The organism is Lentzea alba (assembly GCF_047445655.1).
Lineage (GTDB): Bacteria > Actinomycetota > Actinomycetes > Mycobacteriales > Pseudonocardiaceae > Lentzea > Lentzea alba_A.
Genome location: NZ_JAJAEG010000001.1, coordinates 595,988 through 622,190, shown reverse-complemented (window position 1 = coordinate 622,190; position 26,203 = coordinate 595,988). Strand labels below are relative to the sequence as shown.

Annotated in this window: 29 protein-coding genes; 26 read left to right on the top strand and 3 right to left on the bottom strand. The window is 69.5% G+C overall.

All coding sequences use genetic code 11. The features are described from left to right. Positions 1–651: 651 nt before the first annotated feature. Positions 652–2,046, bottom strand: coding sequence for a hypothetical protein (locus tag LFM09_RS03015; protein WP_414094654.1), 1,395 nt, complete (start codon positions 2,044–2,046; stop codon positions 652–654). 9 nt (positions 2,047–2,055) lie between these two features. Between LFM09_RS03015 and LFM09_RS03010 the strand changes: the two genes are divergently transcribed. From LFM09_RS03010 to LFM09_RS02950, 13 genes are all read left to right on the top strand, one after another. Continuing rightward, complete coding sequence (locus tag LFM09_RS03010) at positions 2,056–3,144, top strand: hypothetical protein (RefSeq protein WP_414094653.1); 1,089 nt, start codon at positions 2,056–2,058, stop codon at positions 3,142–3,144. Continuing rightward, complete coding sequence (locus LFM09_RS03005; RefSeq protein ID WP_414094652.1) at positions 3,141–3,935, top strand: HAD-IIA family hydrolase; 795 nt, start codon at positions 3,141–3,143, stop codon at positions 3,933–3,935. The genes LFM09_RS03010 and LFM09_RS03005 overlap by 4 nt, the downstream gene beginning before the upstream one ends. Before the next feature lie 5 nt (positions 3,936–3,940). Then, positions 3,941–4,108 (top strand): hypothetical protein, encoded by a 168-nt coding sequence (locus tag LFM09_RS03000; RefSeq protein ID WP_196778164.1) that lies wholly within the window; start codon positions 3,941–3,943, stop codon positions 4,106–4,108. A gap of 6 nt (positions 4,109–4,114) precedes the next feature. Next, on the top strand, positions 4,115–4,915 hold the full coding sequence (locus tag LFM09_RS02995) for a TlyA family RNA methyltransferase (RefSeq protein WP_414094651.1): 801 nt from the start codon (positions 4,115–4,117) through the stop codon (positions 4,913–4,915). After that, on the top strand, positions 4,912–5,808 hold the full coding sequence (locus LFM09_RS02990) for an NAD kinase (RefSeq protein ID WP_414094650.1): 897 nt from the start codon (positions 4,912–4,914) through the stop codon (positions 5,806–5,808). Before LFM09_RS02995 ends, LFM09_RS02990 begins: the two co-directional genes overlap by 4 nt. A 92-nt stretch (positions 5,809–5,900) precedes the next feature. Next, on the top strand, positions 5,901–7,670 hold the full coding sequence (gene recN, locus LFM09_RS02985; RefSeq protein ID WP_414094649.1) for a DNA repair protein RecN: 1,770 nt from the start codon (positions 5,901–5,903) through the stop codon (positions 7,668–7,670). A 153-nt stretch (positions 7,671–7,823) separates the two neighbouring features. Beyond that, positions 7,824–7,958, top strand: a complete 135-nt coding sequence (locus LFM09_RS02980) for a hypothetical protein (protein ID WP_414094648.1) — start codon at positions 7,824–7,826, stop codon at positions 7,956–7,958. Positions 7,959–8,078: 120 nt separating this feature from the next. Then, positions 8,079–8,657 carry a hypothetical protein gene (locus tag LFM09_RS02975; protein WP_414094647.1) on the top strand — a complete coding sequence of 193 codons (579 nt, stop codon included), beginning with the start codon at positions 8,079–8,081 and terminating at the stop codon, positions 8,655–8,657. Next, a complete protein-coding gene (locus LFM09_RS02970; RefSeq protein WP_414094646.1) occupies positions 8,650–9,255 on the top strand; it encodes a hypothetical protein in 606 nt (201 codons plus the stop codon). Before LFM09_RS02975 ends, LFM09_RS02970 begins: the two co-directional genes overlap by 8 nt. After that, a complete protein-coding gene (locus LFM09_RS02965; protein ID WP_414094645.1) occupies positions 9,252–9,683 on the top strand; it encodes a hypothetical protein in 432 nt (143 codons plus the stop codon). Before LFM09_RS02970 ends, LFM09_RS02965 begins: the two co-directional genes overlap by 4 nt. Beyond that, on the top strand, positions 9,680–10,117 hold the full coding sequence (locus tag LFM09_RS02960; protein WP_414094644.1) for a hypothetical protein: 438 nt from the start codon (positions 9,680–9,682) through the stop codon (positions 10,115–10,117). Before LFM09_RS02965 ends, LFM09_RS02960 begins: the two co-directional genes overlap by 4 nt. Positions 10,118–10,180: 63 nt before the next feature. Beyond that, the gene (gene steA, locus LFM09_RS02955; protein ID WP_414094643.1) at positions 10,181–11,365 is read left to right on the top strand and encodes a putative cytokinetic ring protein SteA; all 1,185 of its coding nucleotides are present in this window, start codon (positions 10,181–10,183) and stop codon (positions 11,363–11,365) included. After that, positions 11,362–12,300: a copper transporter gene (locus LFM09_RS02950; protein ID WP_414094642.1), complete on the top strand. Its 939-nt coding sequence runs from the start codon at positions 11,362–11,364 to the stop codon at positions 12,298–12,300. Before steA ends, LFM09_RS02950 begins: the two co-directional genes overlap by 4 nt. Here LFM09_RS02950 and LFM09_RS02945 read toward each other — a convergent pair. Next, positions 12,297–12,980: a hypothetical protein gene (locus LFM09_RS02945; protein WP_414094641.1), complete on the bottom strand. Its 684-nt coding sequence runs from the start codon at positions 12,978–12,980 to the stop codon at positions 12,297–12,299. The genes LFM09_RS02950 and LFM09_RS02945 overlap by 4 nt on opposite strands. Before the next feature lie 177 nt (positions 12,981–13,157). Here LFM09_RS02945 and LFM09_RS02940 point away from each other — a divergent pair, with 177 nt between their 5' ends. Genes LFM09_RS02940 through LFM09_RS02925 form a run of 4 tightly spaced genes read left to right on the top strand, consistent with a single transcriptional unit; the run spans position 13,158 to position 16,318 of the window. Next, positions 13,158–14,846, top strand: coding sequence for a CTP synthase (locus tag LFM09_RS02940; protein WP_414094640.1), 1,689 nt, complete (start codon positions 13,158–13,160; stop codon positions 14,844–14,846). After that, the gene (locus LFM09_RS02935) at positions 14,843–15,478 is read left to right on the top strand and encodes an NUDIX domain-containing protein (protein WP_414094639.1); all 636 of its coding nucleotides are present in this window, start codon (positions 14,843–14,845) and stop codon (positions 15,476–15,478) included. Before LFM09_RS02940 ends, LFM09_RS02935 begins: the two co-directional genes overlap by 4 nt. A gap of 9 nt (positions 15,479–15,487) precedes the next feature. Continuing rightward, positions 15,488–15,883, top strand: a complete 396-nt coding sequence (locus tag LFM09_RS02930; RefSeq protein ID WP_414094638.1) for a DUF2752 domain-containing protein — start codon at positions 15,488–15,490, stop codon at positions 15,881–15,883. Between the two features lie 9 nt (positions 15,884–15,892). Continuing rightward, positions 15,893–16,318: an SRPBCC family protein gene (locus LFM09_RS02925; protein WP_414094637.1), complete on the top strand. Its 426-nt coding sequence runs from the start codon at positions 15,893–15,895 to the stop codon at positions 16,316–16,318. On the opposite strand, the gene LFM09_RS02920 is transcribed toward LFM09_RS02925, so the two are convergent. Continuing rightward, positions 16,308–16,907: an NINE protein gene (locus LFM09_RS02920; RefSeq protein ID WP_414094636.1), complete on the bottom strand. Its 600-nt coding sequence runs from the start codon at positions 16,905–16,907 to the stop codon at positions 16,308–16,310. The two genes, LFM09_RS02925 and LFM09_RS02920, sit on opposite strands and share 11 nt — an antisense overlap. Positions 16,908–16,960: 53 nt before the next feature. Here LFM09_RS02920 and ald point away from each other — a divergent pair, with 53 nt between their 5' ends. From ald to LFM09_RS02875, 9 genes are all read left to right on the top strand, one after another. Further along, the gene (gene ald, locus LFM09_RS02915) at positions 16,961–18,028 is read left to right on the top strand and encodes an alanine dehydrogenase (protein ID WP_414094635.1); all 1,068 of its coding nucleotides are present in this window, start codon (positions 16,961–16,963) and stop codon (positions 18,026–18,028) included. Then, positions 18,025–18,912, top strand: a complete 888-nt coding sequence (xerD, locus tag LFM09_RS02910; protein WP_414094634.1) for a site-specific tyrosine recombinase XerD — start codon at positions 18,025–18,027, stop codon at positions 18,910–18,912. Before ald ends, xerD begins: the two co-directional genes overlap by 4 nt. 24 nt (positions 18,913–18,936) lie before the next feature. Further along, a complete protein-coding gene (locus tag LFM09_RS02905) occupies positions 18,937–19,266 on the top strand; it encodes an ArsR/SmtB family transcription factor (protein ID WP_086668375.1) in 330 nt (109 codons plus the stop codon). 101 nt (positions 19,267–19,367) lie between these two features. Then, positions 19,368–20,291: a ParA family protein gene (locus LFM09_RS02900; protein ID WP_414094633.1), complete on the top strand. Its 924-nt coding sequence runs from the start codon at positions 19,368–19,370 to the stop codon at positions 20,289–20,291. After that, positions 20,288–20,638 (top strand): hypothetical protein, encoded by a 351-nt coding sequence (locus tag LFM09_RS02895; protein WP_414094632.1) that lies wholly within the window; start codon positions 20,288–20,290, stop codon positions 20,636–20,638. Before LFM09_RS02900 ends, LFM09_RS02895 begins: the two co-directional genes overlap by 4 nt. Further along, a complete protein-coding gene (locus LFM09_RS02890) occupies positions 20,635–21,483 on the top strand; it encodes a segregation and condensation protein A (RefSeq protein ID WP_414094631.1) in 849 nt (282 codons plus the stop codon). Before LFM09_RS02895 ends, LFM09_RS02890 begins: the two co-directional genes overlap by 4 nt. Positions 21,484–21,605: 122 nt before the next feature. Next, positions 21,606–22,523: an SMC-Scp complex subunit ScpB gene (scpB, locus tag LFM09_RS02885; RefSeq protein WP_414094678.1), complete on the top strand. Its 918-nt coding sequence runs from the start codon at positions 21,606–21,608 to the stop codon at positions 22,521–22,523. Next, positions 22,516–23,250 carry a pseudouridine synthase gene (locus LFM09_RS02880; protein ID WP_414094630.1) on the top strand — a complete coding sequence of 245 codons (735 nt, stop codon included), beginning with the start codon at positions 22,516–22,518 and terminating at the stop codon, positions 23,248–23,250. Before scpB ends, LFM09_RS02880 begins: the two co-directional genes overlap by 8 nt. A 151-nt stretch (positions 23,251–23,401) precedes the next feature. After that, a complete protein-coding gene (locus LFM09_RS02875) occupies positions 23,402–26,122 on the top strand; it encodes an XRE family transcriptional regulator (RefSeq protein WP_414094629.1) in 2,721 nt (906 codons plus the stop codon). The last annotated feature ends 81 nt before the right edge of the window (positions 26,123–26,203 follow it).

Below are 26,203 nucleotides of genomic sequence, written 5' to 3'. Positions count from 1 at the left end.
TACTGCACTGGTTACGGTGTGGGAGAGTAGGTCGCCGCCGAACTTCTTCCCTGAAGGGGCTTGTGATTGCGGGGCACAACAACAGTGCTCGCTCACAAGCCCCTTTCAGCGTGTCCATAGGAGGATTAGGTGTCCAGGTTCGGGGATCGTCCCGGCGACCGTCAGCGTGGCCAGGGAGACCGACCGCGCCGTTCCGAGGGTGGCCGTCCAGCAGGCGATCGGAAGTTCAGCAACAGCAAGCGTGACGACCGCGGCAGCTCCACCGCCGGCCGCGGCGACTACAAGCCGCGCGAAGACCGCGCCGGCTACCAGCGTGGTGAGGGCTCCGGCGACCGCAACCGCAGCGGAGACCGTCGAGACGACCGCAGCAACTCGAGTGACCGCGGCGGCTACGAGCGCCGCGAGGGTTCCAGCGACCGTGGTGGTTACCGCGGCAGCAGCGACCGCGGCGGTTACCAGCGTCGCGAAGGTTCGAGCGACCGCGGCGGTTACCGCGGTGGCGAGCGTTCAGGCGACCGTCGCGACTTCAAGCCCCGCGAGGACCGCGGCGGCTCGGGTGACCGTGGTGGTTACCAGCGTCGTGAGGGTTCCAGCGATCGCGGTGGTTACCGCGGCAGCAGCGACCGCGGCGGTTACCGCGGTGGCGAGCGGTCAGGCGACCGTCGCGACTTCAAGCCCCGTGACGACCGCGGCGGCTCCGGTGACCGTGGTGGTTACCAGCGTCGTGAGGGTTCCAGCGATCGCGGTGGTTACCGCGGCCAGGGTTCCAGCGACCGCGGGGGCTACCGCAGCGAGGGCTCCAGCGACCGGGGTGGCTACCAGCGCCGTGAAGGCTCCGACCGCGGCAGCTACGAGCGCCGCGAGGGCTCTGGCGATCGCGGTGGTTACCGCGGCCAGAGCAGCAGCGACCGTGGTGGTTACCGCAAGGACGACCGTTCCAGCGACCGTGGCGGTTACCGCGGTGGCGAGCGTTCGGGCGACCGTCGCGACTTCAAGCCCCGTGACGACCGCGGCGGCTCCGGTGACCGTGGTGGTTACCAGCGTCGTGAGGGTTCCAGCGATCGCGGTGGGTATCGCGGTGGCGAGGGTTCCAGCGACCGCGGTGGTTTCCGCAAGGACGACCGTTCCAGCGACCGTGGCGGTTACCGCGGTGGCGAGCGTTCGGGCGACCGTCGCGACTTCAAGCCCCGTGACGACCGCGGCGGCTCCGGTGACCGTGGTGGTTACCAGCGTCGTGAGGGTTCCAGCGATCGCGGTGGGTATCGCGGTGGCGAGGGTTCCAGCGACCGCGGTGGTTTCCGCAAGGACGACCGTTCCAGCGATCGCGGTGGCTACCGCGGCGGTGAGCGCTCCGGCGACCGTCGCGACTTCAAGCCGCGCGAGGACCGCGGCGGCTCGGGTGACCGCGGCGGATACCAGCGTCGCGAGGGTTCGAGCGACCGTGGTGGTTTCCGCAAGGACGACCGCTCCGGTGACCGTGGTGGTTACCGCGGCGGCAATCGCAGCGAGAGCTCTGGCGACCGTCGTGACTTCAAGCCCCGTGACGACCGCGGCGGCTCCGGCGACCGCGGTGGCTACCAGCGCCGTGAAGGTTCGAGCGACCGTGGTGGGTACCGCGGTGGCGAAGGCTCCAGCGACCGCGGCGGCTACCGCAAGGACGACCGTTCTGGCGATCGTGGCGGTTACCGCAAGGACGACCGTTCCAGCGACCGTGGCGGCTACCACAAGGATGATCGCTCCAGCGATCGAGGTGGGTACCGCGGTGGCGAGGGATCCGGCGACCGTGGCGGTTACCGCAAGGATGATCGTTCCAGCGATCGCGGTGGGTACCGCAAGGACGACCGCTCCAGCGACCGTGGTGGCTACCGCAAGGACGACCGCGGCGGCGAAGGCTCTGGTGACCGCGGCGGTTACCAGCGTGACGACCGTCGGGACGAGCGCAGCCGTGAGCGTGCGGCGCGGTTCCAGGAGCGGATCGCTGAGCAGGACTCCCCGCGTGAGGACGGCGCCGACGTCGAAGGCGCGCAGGTCTCGGGCGCTGAGCACGGCTCGGATGTGACCTCGGACGCCGAGAAGTCCACGACCGGCGAGCGCGCCGGCTACCGGTTGGGCGACGGCGCTGCTGCCTCGCGTGCCGCGGCAGGCCGCGAGCAGTCCGGGACGGACTCCGACGTCGACGACGACGCCGAGCTGTCCAGCAGCGAAGGTGTGCGGGCTGACTCTGGCGACGAGGATGCCGACTCGGTGGCGTCCGGTGCGGCCGCGAAGGCCGGTGACAGCGACGCCGACGAGGACTCGGACGGCGACCGTGGCGTTGGCGACGAGCGCGCCGCTGACGACCGCGACGTGCGTGCAGCCGGTGATCGCGACGCCGACAGCAGCGACAGTGCGGACGCCGACCGTGGTGCTCGTGCCGCCGCTGTCGACGGTGACGACCGCGACGAGGCGCCTGCGCCCCGTGGCGGACGGCCTGAGCTGCCCGAAGAGGCCGACCTGTCGCTCCTCGACCCGGAGATCAAGGCCGAGCTGCGCAGCCTGCCCAAGGGCCTCGCGGAGATCGTCGGACGGCACCTGGCCGCGGCCGGGTTGCTGATCGACGAGGAGCCCGAGCTGGCGTTGGAGCACGCCCGGTATGCGCGCAGCAAGGCGGCGCGTGTGGGTGTGGTTCGGGAGGCCGCTGGGCTGACCGCGTACTTCGCGGACGAGTGGGCCGAGGCTCTCAGCGAGCTGCGGGCCGCGCGCCGGATGATGACCGGGCCGGGCCACCTCGCGATCATGGCGGACTGCGAGCGGGCGCTTGGGAGGCCGGAGCGAGCGATCGACCTCGCCAAGGATCCGGCTGCCAAGGACCTGTCCCAGGAGGACGAGATCGAGCTGCGGATCGTCGCGGCCGCTGCGAGGCGCGACATGGGGCAGCTCGACGCCGCAGTTGTCGCGTTGCAGGGGCCTGATCTTGATCCCGGGCAGCGGACGCCCTACTCGGCGCGGCTCTTCTACGCTTACGCCGACAACCTGGCCGCGGCGGGCCGGATCGAGGAAGCGGTCAAGTGGTTCCTCAACGCCGCCGAGGCTGACGACGAAGGGGAGACGGACGCCGCCGAGCGCGCGTTCGAGCTGACCCAGGAGGAGACCGCGCAGCAGTGAGTGAGACGTTGGTCGACCGGTACGACGCTTTGCTGATCGATCTCGACGGCACCGTTTACCGCGGCAAAGAAGCCGTGCCCGGTGCCGCGGAAGAGATCGCGAAAGCCAGAGCAAAGGGTCTTGGGATCCGGTTCGTCACCAACAACGCTTCTCGCTCACCGCAGGCGGTCGCGGATCACCTCGTCGAGCTCGGGTTCGACACGAGCATCGACGAGGTGAGCACCTCCGCGCAGGCCGGCGCGGCCATGCTCGCCGAACGACTGCCCGCCAGGACGGAAGTCCTCGTGCTCGGCACCAAGGCGCTGGAAGCCGAGGTTCTGAAGCGAGGGCTCATCCCGGTCAACGAGGCCGAGGGTGCGAAAGCGGTGCTGCAGGGCCTCAGCATGGACCTCGGCTGGCGTGAGCTGGCCGAGGCGGCGGTGGCCATCCGCAACGGCGCGCTGTGGGTGGCGTGCAACGTCGACGCCACCCTGCCCACCGAACGCGGACTGCTGCCCGGCAACGGCAGCCTCGTCGCGGCCCTCAAGACCGCCACCGACAGCGAACCGCTCGTCGCCGGCAAGCCCGCGACGCCGTTGCTCGAACAGGCGGCGAAGGAGCTCGGAGCGAACCGGCCGCTGGTGATCGGTGACCGGCTCGACACGGACATTCTGGGCGCGGTGAACGCCGGAATGGACTCGCTGCTCGTGCTCACGGGTGTATCGACGGAGCAGGAGGCGCAAGCGCTTCCGGAAGACCAAAGGCCCACGTATGTCGGCGCGGACCTGTCGGTACTCCATCGGCTACCGTAAGAGCTGTGAGCTACCCCTTGCCCGGACCGCCGCCCAACCCGGCCGACGCCATCGACGGCGCGCTGGAGAGGCTCGACGGGCTTGAGAACGTCCCCCTCGCCGAGCACGTGGCGCGGTTCGACGCCGTGCACGCGACGCTCACCGACGCACTGTCGAGCATCGAACAGGTGTGATGCACAGTGCCTCGCAGGGTGCGGCTCGATGCCGAACTCGTGCGCAGGGGGCTCGCCAGGTCCCGTGAGCACGCCAGCCAACTCGTCGCGGACGGTCGCGTCACGGTGCGCGGCACCGTCGCGACGAAGCCCGCGACCGCCGTCGAGACCTCCGACGCCGTGGTCGTCAAAGACCTCGACAACGACCCGAACTGGGCCTCCAGGGGCGCGCACAAGCTGATCGGGGCCCTCGAAGGCTTCAAGATCGACCCGACGGGCAAACGCTGCCTCGACGCGGGCGCATCCACTGGCGGTTTCACGGACGTGCTGCTGCGAAACGGCGCGAAGCAGGTGGTCGCGGCAGATGTCGGCCGCGGGCTGCTCGACTGGAAGCTGCAGACCGACGACCGGGTCGTGGTGAAGGACAAGACCAACGTCCGCACCCTCACACCGGAGGACATCGGCGGGAAAGTTGAACTCGTCGTAGCGGATCTTTCGTTTATCTCGTTGAGGCTTGTGCTTCCCGCACTGGCCGCGTGCCTCGACGAGGAGGGCGATCTGCTGCCGATGGTCAAGCCGCAGTTCGAGGTCGGCAAAGAACGTCTGGGCTCCGGTGGCGTCGTGCGCGACCCGGAGCTGCGCGTCGAAGCCGTTCTCGACGTGGCGCAGGCGGCAGCAGAACTGGGTTTGGCCGTGCACGGGGTGGTCGCAAGCCCCCTGCCCGGCCCGTCCGGCAACGTCGAGTACTTCCTCTGGCTGCGCAACGGGGAAGCCGTTGACGCAGCAGCGATGGTGCGCTCCGCCGTGGCAGAAGGGCCGCAGAATTGAGTCAGCGGGAAATCCTGCTGGTCGTCCACACCGGCCACCAGAGCAACATCGATCTCGCCCGTCAGGTCGCCGGCCGGCTAGCGGTCGGTGGCGTCACGACCAGGGTGCTCGACGACGAGGCGCGTGACCTCGGTCCGTCGTGCTGCACCAAGGTCGTGCCCGCCGACGACCACGCGGCCGAGGGCACCGAGCTCGTGCTGGTGCTGGGCGGTGACGGCACGCTGTTGCGCGGCGCCGAACTGGCCCGGCCGGCGCGGGTGCCGGTGCTCGGCGTGAACCTCGGGCGCGTCGGGTTCCTCGCCGAAGCCGACTCGGACGCGTTGCACGAGGCGGTCGGCCACGTGCTGGAGCGCGACTACTTCGTGGAAGAGCGCATGACGCTCGACCTCGTCGCGAAGGTCAACGGCGATGTCGTCGTGAAGACGTGGGCGCTCAACGAGATCAGCGTCGAGAAGCTGATCCGCGAACGCATCCTGGAGGTCGTCGTCGAGGTCGACGGACGGCCTGTGTCGGCGTTCGGCTGCGACGGCGTGCTGTGTGCGACGCCGACGGGTTCGACGGCGTACGCGTTCTCCGCGGGCGGACCGGTCGTGTGGCCGGACGTGCAGGCGATCCTGGTGGTGCCGAGCAACGCGCACGCGCTGTTCGCCCGCCCTCTGGTCGTGTCGCCGAAGTCGCACGTGGCGTTCGAGATCGAGCAGACCGGGCACCCGGCGGCGCTCTCGGCCGACGGGCGGCGCACGTTCGAGCTGCCCGCGGGCGCGCGGATCGAGATCGTGGAGGGCGAGGTGCCGCTCAAGGTCGTGCGGCTGCGCCAGGCTCCGTTCACGGACCGGCTGGTGGAGAAGTTCGCCCTGCCGGTGAAGGGATGGCGGGGACCATCGGCAGGCTGATCGCGCCGCTCGGTGCATCGGCACTCGCTCGTTATGGTGCCCGCGAGGAATTGTCGGACTCGACAAGTAAGGTTCGCCCTGTGCTGGCCGAGATGCGCATCAATGGCCTTGGTGTTATTGACGAGGCCACCCTCGAACTCGACCCCGGATTCACCGTAGTCACTGGTGAGACGGGCGCGGGCAAGACCATGGTCGTGACCGGGTTGCACCTGCTCGGCGGTGGCCGTGCGGAGGCGTCGCGGGTGCGGACCGGAGCCGACAAAGCGGTGGTCGAAGGCCGCTTCCAGGCTCCGGCGGGCAGCCCTGCCGCGAAGGTGGCGGAGGAGGTCGGCGGCGAGGCGGACGACGACGGTTCGCTGATCGCGATCCGCACCGTCGGCTCCGACGGCCGTTCGCGGGCCCACGTCGGAGGTCGCTCCGTGCCGGTCGGCGTGCTGTCCGAACTGGCCGAGCAGCTGATCGCCGTGCACGGTCAGAACGACCAGCTGCGCCTCATGCGGCCGACCGAGCAGCGCGGTGTGCTGGACCGGTTCGCCGGCGACGACGTGGCCGAGCCGTTGCGCGAGTACCAGCGCATCCGCGAGGAGTGGCTCAAGGTCACCACCGAGCTGAAGGAACGCACCGAACGTTCCCGCGAGCTCGCCCGCGAGGCTGACCTGCTGCGGCACGGCCTCTCCGAGATCGACGCGGTCGACCCGAAGCCGGGTGAGGACGCCGAGCTGCACGACGAGGCCCGCCGTCTCGCGGACGCCGATCAGCTCCGCGAGGCCGCCCAGGGCGCGCAGTTCGCCGTGTCCGGATCGCTGGAGGGCGACCCGGAGAACCCCGGTGCGCTGGGCCTGATCTCCGAGGCAGCCCGGCGCTTGGCGGCGTCGGAGGACCCGAAGCTGCGCGAGATGGAACCGCGCCTGGTCGAGGCCGCGACCCTGCTGTCGGACGTCGGCGGTGAGATCTCCGGCTACCTCGACCACCTCGAAGCAGATCCGGGCCGCCTGGAGCAGGTCCTGCAGCGCCAGGCCGAGCTGAAGGCGCTGACCCGCAAGTACGCGGCGGACGTCGACGGCGTGATCGCGTGGGCTGCCGACGCGCGCGCTCGCCTCGACGGGCTGGACACCTCCGAGGAAGCCCTCACGGCCCTGGCCACCCGCCGCGACGAGCTGGCCGGCGAGCTGGCGGTGTGGGCCGAGCAGGTCACGTCGGCGCGCGTCGAAGCGGCCGCCGACCTGGGCAAGGCGGTCACCGAGGAGCTGGACGGGCTCGCGATGCCGCACGCGTCGGTCGAGCTGGCGGTCAAGCCCCGGCACGCGGAGGCGGGCGACGCGCAGGCGTTGACCGTCGGCCGATCCATCCTGCACGCGGGCACTTCGGGCGTGGACGAGGTGGAGCTCCGGCTGATCTCGCACCCCGGCGCGCCCGCTCTGCCGGTGCACAAGGGTGCGTCCGGCGGTGAGCTCTCGCGCGTGATGCTGGCCCTGGAGGTCGTGCTGTCGCACTCCGACCCGGTGCCCACGCTGGTGTTCGACGAGGTCGACGCCGGTGTCGGTGGCCGCGCGGCCGTCGAGGTCGGCCGCCGGCTCGCTCGGCTGGCGCGGTCGCACCAGGTCATCGTCGTCACGCACCTGCCGCAGGTGGCGGCGTTCGCGGATCGGCACCTGGTGGTCGACAAGTCCGCGGACGGGACGTTCACCCGGTCTGCGGTCCGCAAGCTGGACGAGACGCAACGGGTCGTTGAGCTGGCTCGCATGTTGGCGGGTATGGACTCGACGGACACCGGGCGTGCGCACGCGGAGGAGTTGCTGGCTGCGGCGAAGGCGGACAAGTCGTCGGCGCCGGTGGTGCGGCGGCGCAAGAAGAAGGCCTGAGCAGCGGAACCTGTCGTGCTCTCGAACCGCTGACCGGGCCTGGATCGGGCGTGGGGGCGAGACGCAACGGGTTGTCGAGCTGGCTCGCGTGCTGGCGGGTATGGATTCGACGGATACCTGGTGTGCGCACGCCGAGGGGTTGCTGCTGAAGGCTTGAGCAGCGGAGCCTGTCGTGCCCTCGCACCGCTGACCGGGCCTGGGCGCGGGCACGCGGAGGAGTTGCTGGCTGCGGCGAAGGCGGACGTGTCGTCGGCGCCGGTGGTGCGGCGCCGCAGGAAGAAGGCCTGAGCAGCGGAACCCGCCGCACCTTCACACCGCTGACCCGTCCCGGATTGGGCATGATGGTCGGGTGACCGATGCCCGGTCAGCGGACGCACGCGGTCGTGCGGTGGAAGGTGGACCGGAGCTGTGACCACGCGCCGGTTGTTCGGGGCGGTGCTGGTGTTCGTCGCGGCCGGGCTCGGGATCGCGGCGACGTTCCTCAGCGCCTACTCGGTGTCGGTCGAGTTCGGTGGGCGCACGTTGCGGTTCGAGAGCACTACGTGGGACATCGGGCGGAATGACTTCGGCAACGTGTTGTTGCTGGCGCCGATCGAGTACGGGGAAGCCGCGATCGGCGGGGCGTTGGTCATGATCGTGTCCGCTGCGCTGGCGTTCTGGCAGCCGGCGGCGCGGGTGGGGTCTTTGCTGGGAGCCGGGGTGCTGATGGGGGCGGCCTGGTCGGCGGTGAGTGCGTTGCAGGGGTTGGTCGAGCGGCTTTCTGACGTCGACGTGCCGGTGCCCCTGAGCGTGGAGCAGGGCGACGGGATGACCCTGCTCATCGTGGCGGCCGGGGTGGCCGCGGTGTCGGCGGTGTTGCACCAGGAGCTGCCGCGGCGGCAGGTGCCGGAGCCGCACGGTGATGCCGTGATCCACCAGATCGAGCCGGACGACTCCGAGACGCCGCCGTACGGATTTCCTGTGATCGTGGAGCCGAAGAGTGATTGATCGTCGGAAGATCGCCGTGCCTCTCGTGCTGGTGGGGGCCGGGGTGGCGATCCTCGCCAGCTTTCTGGACGCCTACAGCACGACCAGTGAATACCCCGGGATGAAGCGGACGTTCACCAGCTCGTTGTGGATCGTGACGTCGGAACCTCCGCTCGGGAGCACCGACGCCGGCAACGACACCTACTACGCCGCCGGATGGCCGGTGGTGATCACCGCCCTGGTGATGGTGATCGGCGTCGTCCTCACGCTGAGGAAGCCCGCGGCGCTCGTCGGGAGGCCGCTGACGCTCGTGGCGGCGGGCGGCCTGGCCGGGGTCGTGCTGTTCTACATCACCCAGTTGCTGCACGAGGAAGCACTCATCAGCGACTGGCCTGTCGATCAGCAGTACGAGATGGTCTTCCAGGTCGGCGTCTACCTGTTGATCGCGGCGGCAGTGGCCGGGTTGGCCGGGGCGGTGCTCCTGCAACAGCAACAGCAGGAGCAGCCGGAGGAAGAGGAAGACGAGGACGAGGTGGTCGTGCACCAGCTCGACGCTGACGACGACACTCCACCGTTCGGGATCGCGATCCCGAACGACGAGCAGCAGGAGGCGCGGTGATCGGCAGACCGACGGCGGTGGCGTTGATAGCGGCCGGCGTGGTGCTGACCGCGACTGCGATGGTGTTGCCGTGGTACTCGACCGCGTACGCCGGCAACGTCGAGGTCGTCGTCAGGGCCTGGGGCACGGAGGTCGTGAACAAGCCGGGCGACTGGCCCGCCGGTGATCTCTCGCCCTGGTACGGCATCCCGATCGCGATCAGCGCGGCGTTGCTCGTCGCCGGGATCTGGATCAACCGCGCCGCACTGGCCGGAGCCGCCGCTCAACTCGGCGCGGTCGGCATCACCACGGCGCTGGTCGTGTCGGAACGCGGCCACGCGATCCAGCAGCAGGGCGACTTCGCGATCGGCTTCGGGTTGGTGTTCCTCGCCATCGGCACGCTGACCGCCCTCACCGGCGCCGTCGCGGCCCAGCGGGAGCCGGCGTGAAACTCCTGAGCACTGTCCTACTGGGACTCGCCGCCGCAGCTGCGATCGCCGCGACATTCCTGCCACTGTCTGAACTGCTGATCCGGCTCGCCCCGGAGCAGCCGCAGACCGCCTACGTCACCACGGGCTGGAGCACGCACTTCGGCGGCACGAAAGACGAGCACGGCCCGTTGTTCGCCATCCCGATCGTCGCGGCCGCGGTGGTCATCGCGGCAGGCATCCGGTGGCGGAAGGTCGCGTTCGCCGGAGCCGCAGCACTCGCGGGCGTCACTGGAATGTTGTTCGTGTACCTGCTGAACGCGATCAGCTTTCACAAGGCCGGCAACATCGCGATCGACCCGGCGCTGGAAGCCGGGTTCGGCAACGGGATCTGGGTCCTGATAGCCGCAACCGTCCTCGCGTTTGGGGCCGTAGTAGTTCACCCCGACGACTGACCAGCGAGAATCGCCCGGCGTGCCTCACCTGTCGCGTGCGCACCGTGAGTCACTATCGGACGCATGAAGCTTTCCGGGCTGCTGAGCCGCTCCAACCACGAACTTCCCGGTGTCACGGGCGTCGCGCGGGTTGATCGGCGCGCGAGCGACCTGGTGCGGCGCGTCAGTCCCGGTGATGTCGCCGTGTTCGATCTCGTCGACCTCGACCGGCGCACCGCGGAGGCGCTCGTCGCCGCCGAGGTCGTCGGCGTCGTCAACGCCTCACCGTCCATTTCCGGCCGCTTTCCCAACCTCGGCCCGGAACTGCTGATCGAGGCGGGCATCCCGCTGATCGACAACGTCGGCGCCACCGCCCTGCGCGAGATCAAGGAGGGCACCAAGCTCCGGCTGCACGACGGTGTCGTCTACGCCGGGGAACGCGAGCTCGCCAAGGGGATCGAGCAGAACGCCGAGAGCATCGCCGACGCCATGATCGAGGCGAAGGCCGGCATGTCGGCGCAACTGGAGGCCTTCTCCGCCAACACGATCGAGTTCCTGCGCCGCGAACGCGCGCTGGTGCTCGACGGCGTCGGAGTGCCCGAGGTGTACGTGCCGATGCGCGACCGCCAGGTGCTCGTCGTCGCGGGCGGACCGTCGCACGCCGAGCAGCTGCGCAAGCTCCGCAAGTACATCCGCGAGTACCGGCCGGTGCTGATCGGCGTCGACACCGGCGCGGACACGCTGCACGACGCCGGGTACAAGCCGGACATCATCGTCGGCGATCCCGACGGCATCGGCACCGCGTCACTGCGCGCGGCCTCCGAGGTGGTCGTGCCCGCGCAGACCGACGGCCACGCGCCCGGCCTGCAGCGGATCCAGGACCTCGGCATCGGCGCGGTGACGTTCCCCGCGTCGGGCAACGCGGAGGATCTCGCGTTGCTGCTCGCCGAAGCTCATGGGGCGTCCCTGGTCGTCACGGTGGGGCTGCGCGCGACGTTGCGCGAGTTCCTCGACCGCGGGCACTCCGGTTCCAACCCCTCCACGTTCCTCACCCGGCTGAAGCTCGGCAGCAAGCTCGTCGACGGGGAGGCCGTCGCGACCTTGCACCGCAGCCGGGTCTCGCTGGGCGTGATCGTCCTGCTGGTGACCGCCGCGATCGTCGCCATGGCGGCGGCACTGGCGGTGTCCGGTGTCGGTCACGTCTACGTCGACATCGTGGTCGACGGCTGGCAATCCGTCGTCAACTGGTTCAAGGGGTTGTTCTCGTGATCACGCTGCGCTACCACATAGTTTCGATCACCGCCGTCTTCCTCGCGCTCGCGGTCGGTGTCGTGCTGGGGTCGACCGCGATCAGCGGGCGGCTGCTGTCCGGGCTGAGCGACGAGAAGAACTCGTTGGCACAGCAGGTGAACGACCTCCAAAACGACCGCAACGCGTTGAACGCCAAGCTGTCGGAGGCGGACAAGTTCGCCGCGTCCGTCGGCCCGCTCGCCGTCAAGGACCGGCTCACCGACCGGACCGTCGTGCTCGTCACGACCTCCGACGCGCGTCCGTCCGATCGGGACGCTCTCACCGGCCTGCTGAAGTCCGCGGGCGCCGGCGTCACCGGCGAGATCCAGCTGACCGACGCGTTCGCCGACCCGTCCCGCGGCGACCAGCTGCGCGACCTCGTGGCCCGGCTGCAGCCCGCCGGTTCGCAGCTGCCGACGGCGGGTGACCCCGGCACCCGCGCCGGCGGTCTGTTCGGTGCGTTGCTGCTGCTCAACCCCTCGAACAACCAGCCGCAGGCCACCCCCGACGAGGTGGCCTCGGCGCTCGCCGGGCTCTCCAACGCTGGCTTCGTGAAGGCGACCTCGGGTGTGAAGCCCGCGCAGCTCGCGATCGTGCTGTCCGGCGGTGCGGCGATCGGTGACTCGGCCGCCGACCGGGCCTCGACCATCGCGCGGTTCGCCACCCAGCTCGACCGGTCGAGTGCCGGTGTCGTGCTGGCCGGTGCGAACGGATCGGCGAACGGCACCGGTGCGATCGGCGTGGTCCGCGCGGACACCAACGCGACGTCCATCCTGTCCACTGTGGACAACTCCGACACCCCTGCCGGTCAGGTCGTCGTCGTGATGGCGCTGCGCGAACAGCTCGAAGGCCGCTCCGGCCGGTACGGCGTGGCGGGCAACGCGGAGGCGTCCTCGCCCGGCACGGCCGGCTAGTACTCGGTCGTCCACTCGCCCGGGAGTGTCTTCACCAGCGACTCCAGCGCGTCGGACGTGCGGGCGCGGGCCCAGAGCCACTGGCTGTCGTCCTCGCGCACGACCACGTCGTCGCTGACGAACCACCGGGTACCGGGACTGTGCAGCGGCAGCTCGGCGAAGTGCTGTTCCAGCAGGGAGATGTCCGCCTCGGACATCTCCCTGTCGGCTGTCTCGGCCCCGTCGCGGAACAGCGCCTCCGACAGGACCATCTCCACGCACGCCAGCGAGAACCGCGGCAGCCACGGGTCCCAGCGCTCCTCCGTCCTGTCCACGAGGTCGAGCTTGATCAGGACCTCGGGGTCGTCGCCGTCGAGCGCGGCGCCCCAGGCCGCGACCCACTGGTTCTCGTCGCGGAAGACCAGCGTCTCGCCGTCCAGCCGCAGTTCGGACGGCGTGAGCAGGCGGTCCTGGTTGCTCGTGAGGTCGGGCCGCTTGCCGAACAGCGACAGCGCCTCCTTCACCGCCTCGGGCAGCCGGACGCGCAGCTGCTCCTCGGCGGCGGCGAGGTCGGACCGGTTCCAGCCGTCCTGCGGTTCCAGCGGCTCCGCCCACGCGGCCGCGAAACCCTCGATGAAGCGCCACGCCGCCGAGCGTTCGCGCACGGCTCTCGCGGCTGCACCTGCCACGTCGAAGGTCACGTGACAACGATTCCTGATCCCGGCCCGTGCCGGGGGAGGTTCGGGGAAACCCCTCGCTGCGCCGATCGGGTGATGTGATCTGCCGGGTCGTGGTGCGCTGAGTGACCGGTGGCGTGTTAGCGTTATGGCCCGTGGATAGGGGGATTTACCCCCACGATTTTCACGGGAGCCCCGTTGGTGCAGCAGGCACGTACGACCAAGCACGTCTTCGTCACGGGAGGCGTCGCGTCTTCCCTGGGCAAGGGGCTCACCGCCTCCAGCCTCGGCCAGTTGCTCACCTCGCGCGGCCTGCGGGTAACGATGCAGAAGCTCGACCCGTACCTGAACGTGGACCCCGGCACGATGAACCCGTTCCAGCACGGCGAGGTCTTCGTGACCGACGACGGTGCCGAGACGGACCTCGACATCGGCCACTACGAGCGGTTCCTCGCGCGGGATCTGAGCGGTGACGCGAACGTCACCACCGGCCAGGTGTACTCCGAGGTGATCGCCAAGGAGCGCCGCGGCGAGTACCTGGGTGACACGGTCCAGGTCATTCCCCACATCACGGACGAGATCAAGCGCCGCATCCGCGCGATGGCCGAGCCGGACGCCGACGGCGTCACCCCGGACGTGGTCATCACCGAGGTCGGCGGCACGGTCGGTGACATCGAGTCGCTGCCGTTCCTGGAGGCGTGCCGCCAGGTCCGCCACGACGTCGGCCGCGACAACGTCTTCTTCCTGCACGTCTCGCTGGTGCCGTACCTGGCGCCGAGCGGCGAGCTCAAGACCAAGCCGACCCAGCACTCCGTCGCGGCGCTGCGCAACATCGGTATCCAGCCCGACGCGATCGTGTGCCGCGCGGACCGCGAGATCCCGGACGCGTTGAAGCGCAAGATCGGCCTGATGTGCGACGTCGACACGGACGCCGTCGTCGCGGCCGTGGACGCGCCGTCGATCTACGACATCCCGAAGGTCCTGCACGCCGAGGGCCTCGACGCGTACGTGGTGCGCCGCCTCGGCCTGCCGTTCCGCGACGTCGACTGGACGGTGTGGGGCGACCTGCTGGAGCGCGTGCACAACCCGTCCGAGACGGTGAAGATCGCGCTCGTCGGCAAGTACGTCGACCTGCCGGACGCCTACCTGTCGGTCACCGAGGCGCTGCGTGCGGGCGGTTTCGCGCACCACGCCAAGGTCGAGATCAAGTGGGTGCCGTCGGACGAGTGCCAGACGCCCGAGGGCGCGGCACGTGCGTTGTCCGGCATGGACGCCGTGCTGATCCCCGGTGGGTTCGGTGTGCGCGGCATCGAGGGCAAGATCGGCGCGCTGAAGTACACCCGCACGCGCGGTGTGCCGACGCTGGGCCTGTGCCTCGGCCTGCAGTGCATGGTCATCGAGGCCGCGCGGAACCTCGCGGGCATCGAGGACGCGAACTCCAGCGAGTTCGAAGAGGGCGGTTCGCCGGTCATCTCCACGATGGCCGACCAGGAGGACGTCGTCTCCGGTCAGCGCGACATGGGCGGCACGATGCGGCTCGGCGCGTACATCGCCAAGCTCACGCCGGGTTCGGTCGTCGCGTCCGCGTACGGGGCCACCGAGGTCTCCGAGCGGCACCGTCACCGCTACGAGGTCAACAACGCCTACCGGGGCAAGCTCACCGAGGCCGGCCTGGTGTTCTCCGGTGTGTCGCCGGACGGGCGCCTGGTCGAGTTCGTCGAGCTGCCGGCGGACGTGCACCCGTTCTACGCGGCCACGCAGGCGCACCCGGAGCTCAAGTCGCGTCCCACGAAGCCGCACCCGCTGTTCGCGGCGTTCGTGAAGGCCGCGATCGACTACCGGGTCGCCGACCGGCTGCCGCTGAAGACAGCCGCGGGGGCGTCACGGTGACATTTCCTTTCGGGACTTCCAGGCACGACTTCCGCACGGTTTCCAGCACTGATGTGCACGTCGGGAAGATCCTTGCGTTGCGCGTCGACGACGTGGAGATGCCGGGCGGCGGCACGGCCAAGCGCGAGATCGTCGAGCACACCGGTGCGGTCGCGGTCGTGGCGGTCAACGCTGCCGGCGAGGTGACGTTGATCCACCAGTACCGGCACGCGCTGGGGCGGCACCTGTGGGAGCTGCCCGCGGGTCTGCTCGACCACGACGGTGAGCCGCCGGTGGTCGGTGCGCGTCGAGAGCTGGCCGAGGAGGTCGGTCTCGACGCTGCTCGGTGGGACGTGCTGGTCGACGTCGCGGCGTCGCCCGGGTTCACCGACGAGGTGGTGCGCGTGTTCCTGGCGCGCGAGCTGTCCGAAGTGGACCGTGAGGTGCAGGGCGAGGAGGAGGCGGATCTGGAGATCCACCGCTTCCCGCTCGACGAGGCCGTGCGGATGGTGCTGGCGGGCGACATCGTGAACGCGTCTTCCGTCGCCGGGCTGCTCGCTGCCCGCGAGGTGCTGGACGGTCGCGTCGAGCCCCGTCCTGCCGATGCGCCGTTCCGCGACAAGCCGACCCGGTTCGTCGCACGCAAGAAGTAGATTGAGGTCATGAAGACGCTGAGTGGTGCGTTCACGCGGTTGCGCGCGCCGCTCAGCGTCCTTGCCGTTGGTGGCGCCGGCGCGGTGTTGCTGCTGTTCGTCGATCCGAACAAGCCGGGCAACCTGCTGCCGAAGTGCCCGTTCAACTGGCTGACCGGGCTCAACTGCCCGGCCTGCGGTGCCACGCGCATGGTTCACGCGTTGCTGCACGGTGATGTCGTCAGCGCGTTCCACTTCAACGCGGTGTTGCTCGCGTTGGGTGTGCCGCTGGCCGTGTGGCTGTTCGCGCGGTGGACGCGTGACAAGTGGACCGGTGAACGGCGATCCGTGCCGAAGTCGGTCGGTGTCGCCGTTCTTGTGGTTGCCGGTGTGTGGGGCGTGGCGAGGAACCTCGTCGGCATCTAGCCTCTGCGCATGCCTGGTCTGCAGCGCAGCGTTGACATCGCGGCTCCTCCGGAGCGCGTCTGGGCGGTGCTCGTCGACGTCGAACGCTGGCCCGAGCGGATCCCGACGGTCGACTCCGTGGAGCGTCTCGACGACGGGCCGCTGGCCGTCGGCTCGCGAACCCGCTTGCAGCAGCCCAAGTTGTCGCCTGCGGTCTACACGGTCACCGAGCTGACCGAGGGGTCGTCCTACACCTGGGAGACCAAGTCGTCAGGCGTCACCGTCGTCGCCACGCACGAGGTGGAGCCGCACCCCGAAGGGAGCCGGCTCACCCTCGCGCTGACCGTGTCCGGACTGCTGGCCGGGCTCGGCTGGCTGATGACGAAGTCGATGACCGAGCGGTATGTCGAGACGGAGGCCGCCTCGATCAAGGCGGCCGCCGAGGTCAGTCCCTGAGCTTGCGGCCCTGGGCGTCCGTGCCGCCGTTGACCAGGATGATGATCCCGTCGATCAACGACCAGATGCCGCAGCCACCGCAGGTCAGCAGCTGCGCGACGCCGATGCCGACGTGGCCGGTGTAGAAGCGGCCGATGCCCAGGTTGCCCAGGAACAGTTGCAGCACGCCCGCGGCGATCTTCGACTTGTCCGACAGCGGCAGTCCCGTCATCGGGTCGACGCCGTACGGGGCAGCCGGGTTCGGGTAGCCCATGCCGGGAGGCGGCGGCACCGCGAACTGCGGTTGCGGGCCGGTGGGCGGCGGGTAGTAGGGCTGCGTGGGCTGCGGGGCGAAACCCGGTGGCGGCGGGGGCACGGCGGCGAACGGCACCGACGGCGGCGCGAGGAACGGCGGGTGCGGCTGCGGCAGGTCGCGGAACAGTTCCGCGAGCTCCGCGTAGCTCTGCGCGGCGGACGCGCGGTTCACCCGCTCCTGGTACTCGCCGATGTCGAGCCGCGCGAGCGCGAAGTGGTCGTTGAGCGCGGTGATCGCCTCTTCGCGCTGCTGGTTGCCGATGCGCTGTTGCCCGGGCCCGAATGCTTCTGACACGACTGCGCACGGTATCCGATGCAGGAGATCGATATCGGGAATACGCTGCGACGATGCTGGTCGGTGTCCCAAAGGAGATCAAGAACCACGAGTACCGCGTCGCGATCACGCCCGCCGGCGTGGTCGAGCTGGTCCGCCGCGGGCACTCCGTCGTGATCGAGCACGACGCCGGAGCAGGCTCGTCCTTTCCTGACCACGAGTACGTCAGCGCGGGTGCGCGGATCGCTGCTGTGGACGAGGTGTGGGCGTCGGCGGACCTGGTGCTGAAGGTCAAGGAGCCGATCGAGCCCGAGTACCACCGGATGCGGCGCGACCAGGTGCTGTTCACGTACCTGCATCTGGCGGCGTCGCCGTCGTGCACTCGCGCGATCGCTGACTCCGGGATCACGGCGATCGCTTACGAGACGGTGCAGCTGCCGGACGGTTCGCTGCCGTTGCTGGCGCCGATGAGCGAGATCGCCGGGCGGATGGCGGCCCAGGTCGGCGCGCACTGCCTGGAACGCGCCCAGGGCGGCCGCGGGGTGCTGCTCGGTGGTGCGCCGGGCGTGGCGGCGGGCAAGGTCGCGGTGATCGGCGCGGGTGTGGCGGGGATGAACGCGGCGACGATGGCCGTCGGCATGCAGGCCGAGGTGATCGTGCTGGACAACAACGTCAACCGGTTGCGGCAGATCGACTTCACCTACCGCGGGCACCTGCAGACCATCGCGTCGAACGCGTACGAGGTCGAGAAGGCCTGCCGCTGGGCGGATCTGGTGGTCGGCGCGGTGCTCGTGCCGGGGGCGAAGGCGCCGAAGCTCGTCAGCAACGACCTGGTGGCGCAGATGCGTCAGGGCAGCGTGCTCGTGGACATCGCGGTCGACCAGGGCGGTTGTTTCGAGGACACGCGGCCGACGACGCACGACTCGCCTACCTACCGCGTGCACGACTCCGTGTTCTACTGCGTCGCGAACATGCCGGGCGCGGTGCCGAACACCTCGACGTACGCGCTGACGAACGTCACGCTGCCGTACGTGCTCGCGTTGGCGGACAAGGGTTTTGAACGTGCGGTGGCGGAGGATCCGGCGCTGGCCAAGGGTGTCAACGCGCGGGACGGGGAGATCGTGTTGGAAGGGCTGGCGTGATCGCTGATCTGGTGGCGACGTATCTCGACCACCTCGCCGTGGAACGCGGCACGGCCCGGAACACGCTTGATTCCTACACACGCGACCTGCGCCGCTACACCGAGCACCTGGAGTCCATCGGGGTGACGGATCTGGGCGCGGTCACCGAGTCGCAGGTGAGTGCTTTTCTGGCGGCGTTGCGGGAGAGCGGGCTTGCCGCGTCGTCGGCGGCTCGGACGTTGGTCGCCGTGCGCGGGCTACACCGGTTTGCGCACCGTGAAGGCGTTGTGCCGCACGACGCCGCACGGGCCGTGCATCCACCGTCGCCGCCTAAGAGGCTGCCGAAGGCATTACCCGTCAACGATGTGCTGACCCTGCTCGAAAATGTGGGAAACCTCAGGGACAAAGCTCTCCTCGAGCTGCTGTACTCGACAGGAGCCCGGATTTCCGAGGTCGTCGGGCTCGACGTGGACGACATAGACGCTTCCGAGCGCACGGTGTTGCTCGACGGAAAGGGTGGAAAACAGCGGCTGGTTCCGGTTGGGCGGCCGGCGTTGGCTGCTGTGGACGCGTACCTGGTTCGTGCTCGGCCCGCGTTGGCGGCGAAGGGGCGTGGCACGCCCGCGTTGTTCTTGAACGCGCGCGGTGGGCGGCTCTCCCGGCAGAGTGCGTGGACGGTCTTGAAGACCGCCGCGGAGGACGCCGGAATCACGGCCGTGGTGTCGCCGCACACGTTGCGACATTCGTTCGCCACCCATCTGTTGGAAGGGGGTGCGGACGTTCGGGTGGTGCAAGAACTTCTCGGGCACGCGTCGGTTACGACCACTCAGGTGTACACACTGGTAACCGTTACGACTTTGAGGGAGGTCTACGCAACTGCACACCCTCGGGCCACTGGAACATGAGGCTTCCACGGGTACGGTGGACAGGTGCCGAACTTGGACGAGCCGTCCCCACAGGCCATAGATCTTGCCGCTGTGCTGCACGCGCTGAGCGACCCGACAAGGCTCGCGGTCGTTCGCCAGATCCAGTTGAGCGGAGAGCGGCTGTGCGGGGCCTTCGAGGTTGACGTGGCGAAGTCGACCCTCTCCCAGCACCTGCGCGTGCTGCGCGAAGCGGGCATAACGCGAACACGCTGCCGCGGCAACCAGCGCTGGGTGTCACTGCGCCGCGATGACCTGGATCTTCTCTTCCCAGGGCTGCTCGACGTGGTGCTTTCCGCAGCTGACCGGCGCACACGAGCGGATGTTCCTGCCTAACAAAGTCTTGACAAACTCCGGCGAGGCGCGTTGCCGCTCGCACGGGTGCGGCTTAGGCTGCGCCCCGAGAGACGACTACGACCAGTGAGGGAACGCCAGCCATGTCGACACCGGAGCACGCTTTCGCGCCCCGTGCCGATCTGAACCTGGCTCCGCACGCCGCGCCGGTGGACGATGTCGCTCACGAGCAGGTCGACGGAATTGGTCCGACCGGCCGTCCGCGCCGTCACATCCCGGATCCGCCGGCGCTGCTGCACCACGGCCCGGCGAAGATCCTCGCGGTGTGCAACCAGAAGGGCGGCGTCGGCAAGACGACGTCGACCATCAACCTGGGCGCGGCACTGGCCGAGTACGGCAGACGCGTGCTGCTCGTCGACTTCGACCCGCAGGGCGCCCTGTCGGTCGGGTTGGGGGTGCACCCGCACCAGCTGGAAACCACGATCTACAACGTCATCATGGAGGGCGACACCGCCGTCCCCGACGTCATCCGCAAGACCATGGTCGAGGACATGGACCTGCTGCCGAGCAACATCGACCTCTCGGCGGCCGAGATCCAGCTGGTGTCCGAGGTGGGCCGCGAACACACTTTGGTCCGTACGTTGCGCCCCGTCATCGACCACTACGACTACGTGCTGGTCGACTGCCAGCCCTCGCTCGGCCTGCTCACGGTGAACGCCCTCGCGGCCGCGGACGGAGTGCTGATCCCGCTGGAGTGCGAGTTCTTCTCGCTGCGCGGGGTGGCGCTGCTCATCGACACCATCGAGAAGGTCAAGGAACGGTTGAACCCCAAGCTCAACATCACCGGCATCCTCGCCACGATGTACGACCCGCGCACGCTGCACTCGCGCGAGGTCATGGCCCGCGTCGTGGAGGCGTTCGGCGACATCGTGTTCGACTCGGTCATCAACCGCACGGTGCGCTTCCCGGAGACCACCGTGGCCGGCGAGCCGATCACGCGGTGGGCCCCGCGCTCTTCCGGCGCGAACGCGTACCGCGCGTTGGCTCGCGAGGTGATCGCCCGGTGAACCGTCGCCCTTCACTGCCGGGGGCGGCGGAGCTCTTCCGGCTGACCGCTGCACCTTCACCGGTGTCCGAGGTCTCGGATTCGGTCTCCGGTTCGGTCTCGGATTCGGTCGAGCCGCCTCAGCAACGCCGTGGTTCCGGCCGCACCAAGCACACCACGAAGATCACGGTGTACGTGTCCGACGAGGAGCTGCTGGCGCTGGAGCAGGCGCGGCTCCTGCTGCGCGGGTCGCATTCGCTGGGCGTCGACCGCGGGCGAGTGGTGCGCGAGGCGATCGCGATCGTGCTGGACGACCTCGAAACGCACGGTGACGCCTCGTTGCTGGTACGCAGGTTGCGCGAGCAGTGACAGAGGAAGTTCCCGCTGCTCCAGATGCTTCTGCTCCTGTTGCTCCGGACGACGGCAAGTTCAAGGTCAGGCTCACGAACTTCGAGGGCCCGTTCGACCTCCTGCTGCAGCTGATCTCCCAGCACACGCTCGACGTGACCGAGGTGGCGCTGCACACGGTCACCGACGACTTCATCGCGCACATCCGCGGCATGGGGGAGGCGTGGGACCTCGACGAGACCACCGAGTTCCTGGTGATCGCCGCGACCTTGCTGGACCTGAAGGCCGCTCGGCTGCTGCCTTCCGGTGATGTCGAGGACGAGGACGACCTCGCTCTGCTGGAGGCCCGTGACCTGCTGTTCGCCCGGTTGCTGCAGTACCGGGCCTACAAGCAGGTGGCGGCTCTGTTCGCAGAGCTGGAGCAGGGTGCTTTCCGCCGGTATCCGCGGTCGGTGTCGCTGGAGCCGCGCTTCGAGGGGCTGTTGCCCGAGGTGATGCTCGGCGTCACGCCGGACAAGTTCGCTCTGATCGCGGCCGCAGCCTTCCGCCCGAAGCAGAAGCGGACTTTGTCGACCGCGCACATCCACCAGCACCGGGTGTCGATCCGCGAGACGGCCGACGTGCTGCGCGCGTTGCTGATCGAACGCGGGACGGCGTCGTTCTCGGAGATCGTCGCGGACTGCACCGAGACCATGGAGGTCGTCGCGCGGTTCCTGGCGCTGCTGGAGCTGTACCGGGAGAAGTCGCTGGCCTTCGAGCAGGAGGACCCGCTCGGGCCGCTGCAGGTGACGTGGGTCGGCGGGACGTTGGAGGAAGCGCAGGCGCAGGTGCACGCCGGCGACGAGGACGAGGATTATGGCGGATGAGTGAGCCAGTGGTGGGGCCGGACGCGGCAGAGGTGCGGAACCCAGGGCCTGCGTTCGACGGGGACGGTGAGAACGACACCGCCGCTGCGCCCGTGGAGACGGCTGACACCGCCGAGCCGGAGGTGGCAGCCGAGCCCGAGGTCGCAGCGGAGCTCGAACCTGAGCCCGACGCTGCACCCGTACCCGCTGACGACGCCGAGCCGGAGTCGGTGCCTGAGTCCGAGCGCGCATCCGAGCCCGAGTTGGAAGCCGAGCCGGAGCTGGAAGCCAAGCCCGTTGCCGAAACCGAGCTGGAAGGTGCCGCCGAGCTCGAACTAGAGCCCGCACCCGCACTCGCACCCGCACCCGCACCCGCACCCGCACCCGAGCCCGTCGTCGACGACGAGCCCGAGCCCGAACCGGTCGACCCCGAGTCCGACGCCGACGCCGCCACCCTCGAAGCCCAGCTCCTCGCCGCCGCTCCCGAAGAAGCCATCGAGGACAGCGGCCTCCCGGACCTCGCCAACGACCAGGAGTTCGACGCGGCCCTCGAGTCCGTCCTCCTCGTCGTCGACAGCCCGATCGCCGAAGACCAGCTCAGCAGTGCCCTTGAGCAGCCGGTTAAGAGAATCAAGGAGGCACTCCGTAGACTGTCGACCCGGTACACCGAGTCCGGCAGCGGCATCGACCTGCGCAGGGCGGGGGACGGCTGGCGGTTCTACACGCGGGACCGGTACGCCCCGTTCGTGGAGAAGCTGTTGCTCGACGGTCAGCGCGCGAAACTCACCCGCGCGGCCCTGGAGACGCTCGCGGTGATCGCCTACCGGCAGCCTGTTACGCGGGCGCGGATTGCGGCGGTTCGTGGCGTCAACGTGGATGGTGTGATTCGGACCCTGGTCGCGCGGGGGCTCATCGAGGAGACGGGCACCGACAGCGACACGGGTGGGATCCTGTACCGCACGACCGAACTGTTCCTGGAGCGGTTGGGGCTGTCGTCGCTCGCCGACCTGCCGCCAATCGCGCCGCTGCTGCCCGAAGTGGATGCGATCGACGATGTCTGAGAACGAGGGCGTGCGCCTGCAGAAGGTGCTCGCGCAGGCGGGGATCGCCTCGCGCCGTGCTTCCGAGGAGCTGATCGAGCAGGGCCGGGTCCAGGTCGACGGGCAGGTCGTGCGCGAGCAGGGCCGCCGGATCGACCCGGAGACCGCGGTCGTGCACGTCGACGGCGTGCGCGTGCAGATCCGGGAGGACGTCGTCACGATCGCGCTGAACAAGCCGTTCGGGATGCTCTCCACCATGGAGGACGACCTGGGCCGGCCGTGCGTCGGCGACCTGGTGCGCAACCGCAAGGAGCGGCTCTTCCACGTCGGCCGGCTCGACGCCGAGACCGAGGGGCTGTTGCTGCTCACGAACGACGGTGAGCTCGCGCACCGGCTGATGCACCCGAGCTACAACGTCATGAAGACCTACCTCGCCGAGGTTCCCGGCCCGGTCGAGAAGGGCCTCGGCAAGAAGCTCAAGGCCGGCATCGAGCTGGAGGACGGCCCGATCAAGGTCGACTCCTTCAAGCTCATCAGCGCGGTCCCCGGCAAGGCGCTGGTCGAGGTGATCCTCCACGAAGGCCGCAAGCACATCGTGCGGCGGCTGCTCGAGCACGTCGGCTACCCCGTCCAGTCGTTGGTCCGCGTCGCGATCGGTGACGTGTCCCTCGGCAACCAGCGCCCCGGCTCCATGCGGGTGCTGAACCGTCAGGAAGTCGGCGGCCTTTACAAAATCGTCGGTCTCTGATCAGAATCTGAAGCCTCCGGCCCCTGCACGGGCCGGAGGGTAAAACCCCTCTCACCTGCGACGACAACGCTATGGCGCATTCGTTGTAAGGGGTCGCAAGGTGAGCATTGAACAACACGGTGTAGACATCCGGTCTCAGGGGGAGATCGACATGCCACGCACCGAACGCCCGCTGGACAGCGCAGACAGCGAACTCGGCCGGTTCGCTGCCGATCTCCGCGCGCTGCGGGACAAAGCAGGCAAACCGTCCTACCGGGCGCTCGCTTCACAAGCGCATTACTCCGCCGTCACGCTTTCCGACGCCGCCGGTGGCAAGAAACTGCCGACTCTCGCGGTCACGCTCGCGTACGTCACGGCGTGCGGTGGCAAAGCAGAAGAGTGGGAACAGCGCTGGCGCGACATCGCGGCGCCGCCCGCACCGACCGGTGATGCCCCGTACGTCGGACTCAAGGCGTTCCAGAAGGAAGACGCCGACCGGTTCCACGGCCGCGAGAAGCTCACCGCGAAGCTCGTCCAACTCCAGACCGAACGCGGGTTCGTCGGTGTCTTCGGCGCGAGCGGCTCCGGCAAGTCGAGCCTGCTGCGCGCAGGGCTGCTGCCACGCCTCAACAACGCGCTGATCTTCACACCCGGCGTGAGCCCGCACGACGAGTGCGCGGTCCGCCTCGCCCAGCTGACCGGGCACTCCGCGGCGGTGCTCCACAACGAACTCGCCGACCCGCGAGCACTCGGCCTGCTGTGCAAGCAGCAAGACCTCGTCCTGGTGGTCGACCAGTTCGAAGAGATCTTCACCCTCTGCGGCCCGGAGCAGCGCGACTGGTTCATCAAGGCGCTGACCCAGGCCCCGCGCGTGGTCATCGGCGTCCGCGCGGACTTCTACGGCCACGTCGGCCGCCACCCGGAACTCGTGGAGGCGCTCGAAGGCGCCCAGCTCCTCGTCGGTCCCATGACGACCGACGAACTGCGCCGCGCCATCACCGAACCCGCCCAGCACGTCGGCGCCACGGTCGAATCCGCCCTGGTCACGCGCCTGGTCGCGGACGTGGCAGGCCAGGCAGCCGCGCTGCCGCTCGTGCAGCACGCGTTGGTCGAGACCTGGCACCGCCGCCGCGGCATGACCCTGTCGCTCACAGGCTATGAGGAGGCGGGCGGCGTCGAGCACGCCGTCGCACGCACCGCGGAGGCCGTGTACGAGCAGCTCACCGAGGACCAGCGGCAGACCGCGCGAAGGATCTTCCTGCGCCTCATCGCGCTGGGCGAGGGCACGGAGGACACCAAACGCCGCGCCACCCGCGCCGACCTGGACGCCGAGGTCCTCGAACACCTCGCGAACGCCCGCCTCGTCACGCTCACCGAGGAGCACGCCGAGCTGACCCACGAGGCGTTGATCCGCTCGTGGCCACGACTGCGCGACTGGATCGCGGAGGACCGCGAGGCGCTGCGCGTGCACCACCAGCTCACCGAGGCCGCGGCCACCTGGGGCGGCGACCGCGACCTCCTTTACAAGGGCGCCCGCCTCGCCCAGGCCGCGGAGCTCAGCCCGGACTCGCTCACCGAACCCGAACGCGCCTTCCTCACCGCCAGCCAGGCCGACGGCCGCCGCCGCGCCTTGCGCGCCCGAGCGGTGATGGCCGTGCTGTCGGTGCTGGTCCTGCTCCTGGCGGGCACCGCGGTGTTCGCGATGAGGCAGTCCGAGCAGGTGACGAAGCAGCGCGACGCCGCGGTGGCGGGAGTGGCCGCCGGCGAGTCACGCCGTCTGGCGCTGCTGCCGACCGACAGCGGGGAGGCGATCCGGCTCGCGCTCGCCGCGTACCGGGTGGCGCCGACCGACGCGAACCGCGACGCGCTGCTCGGCAACGACGCCGCCGCCCGGCGCGAGCGGTTCCAGCCGATGGTGGCGGGAACTCAGTTCCACAAGACCGTCGGCGGCCGGTTCTTCGCGGTAGGGCCGTCTTCGACGTACACCACGAAGCTGTGGGACCTGCGCGCAAAAGAGACGGCGCCTCACATGACCATCGCCGGGTCACCGATCGCCATCAGCGACGACGACCGGCGCCTGCTCGCCTACACCGAAACGGGCATCGAACTGCTGGACATCAGCGATCCGGGGAAACCGCGCAAGCTCGCCGGTCTGCCGTACCAGACCAACGCCGCCGCGGACAGCTCACTCAACACCTTCGCCGGACTCGTCCACTCACGTACCGCGGCTGCCGGCATGATGCCGGTGGTCTGGACGTACGACGGTGCCGGTGGGATGCGCGAGACCGCCGTGCCCGGTGATGAGCCAGTGGTGGGAGTGGGCCTGTCGCCGGACGGCAAGACCCTCGTGGTGTCGCGGTCGAACCCGGGATCGGTGGAGCTCTGGCGGCTCGACGGCGGTGAGCTTCGCCGCGTGGGCAGGACCTTCAGCCAGGACATGGCGTACTCCGCCCACTTCAGCCCGGACGGCAGGTTCGTCCTGCTGACAGACCAGTCAACGGGAACCGTGCGAGCGTGGGACATCTCCGATCCTGCGAATCCGGCCCTGTGGGCGGAGCTCCCCGTGCAGCCCCGCGCGGATCTCGCGATCACGTTCGCGCCGGACAGTCGCCGGGTGCTGATCGGCACCGAGCGCGCCGCGCAGATCTGGGATCTGGAGCAGCGGGGCGAGCCGGCGCTGCTCGCCTCGTTCGAGAACTTCCCGCGCAACACCACGGCGTTCGACTACTGGCCGTCGAAGTCCGGGTTCGTCGCGGTGACCGAGGAAGCTGTCTGGCCGTTGCGCACGGACGCAGAGCAGGTCGCCAAAGAACTCTGCCTGGGCGGTGCGGCGCTGTCCGACGCGGAGTGGGCGAAGTACTTCCCGGACGTGGAGCGCGTGCCCGTGTGCTGATGGCAGCCGTGGGTGGCGAGAGGCTCCACGCCACCCACGGCTCACCGGCGCCGGTTCGGGGCGAAAGCACCGGGTCTAGCC

Coding starts and splice junctions, on each gene's coding strand:
- recN (WP_414094649.1), top strand. CDS start 5,901: ATGCGCATCAATGGCCTTGGTGTTATTGACGAGGCCACCCTCGAACTC.
- steA (WP_414094643.1), top strand. CDS start 10,181: ATGAAGCTTTCCGGGCTGCTGAGCCGCTCCAACCACGAACTTCCCGGT.
- LFM09_RS02930 (WP_414094638.1), top strand. CDS start 15,488: ATGAAGACGCTGAGTGGTGCGTTCACGCGGTTGCGCGCGCCGCTCAGC.
- LFM09_RS02925 (WP_414094637.1), top strand. CDS start 15,893: ATGCCTGGTCTGCAGCGCAGCGTTGACATCGCGGCTCCTCCGGAGCGC.
- ald (WP_414094635.1), top strand. CDS start 16,961: ATGCTGGTCGGTGTCCCAAAGGAGATCAAGAACCACGAGTACCGCGTC.
- LFM09_RS02900 (WP_414094633.1), top strand. CDS start 19,368: ATGTCGACACCGGAGCACGCTTTCGCGCCCCGTGCCGATCTGAACCTG.
- LFM09_RS02880 (WP_414094630.1), top strand. CDS start 22,516: ATGTCTGAGAACGAGGGCGTGCGCCTGCAGAAGGTGCTCGCGCAGGCG.
- LFM09_RS02875 (WP_414094629.1), top strand. CDS start 23,402: ATGCCACGCACCGAACGCCCGCTGGACAGCGCAGACAGCGAACTCGGC.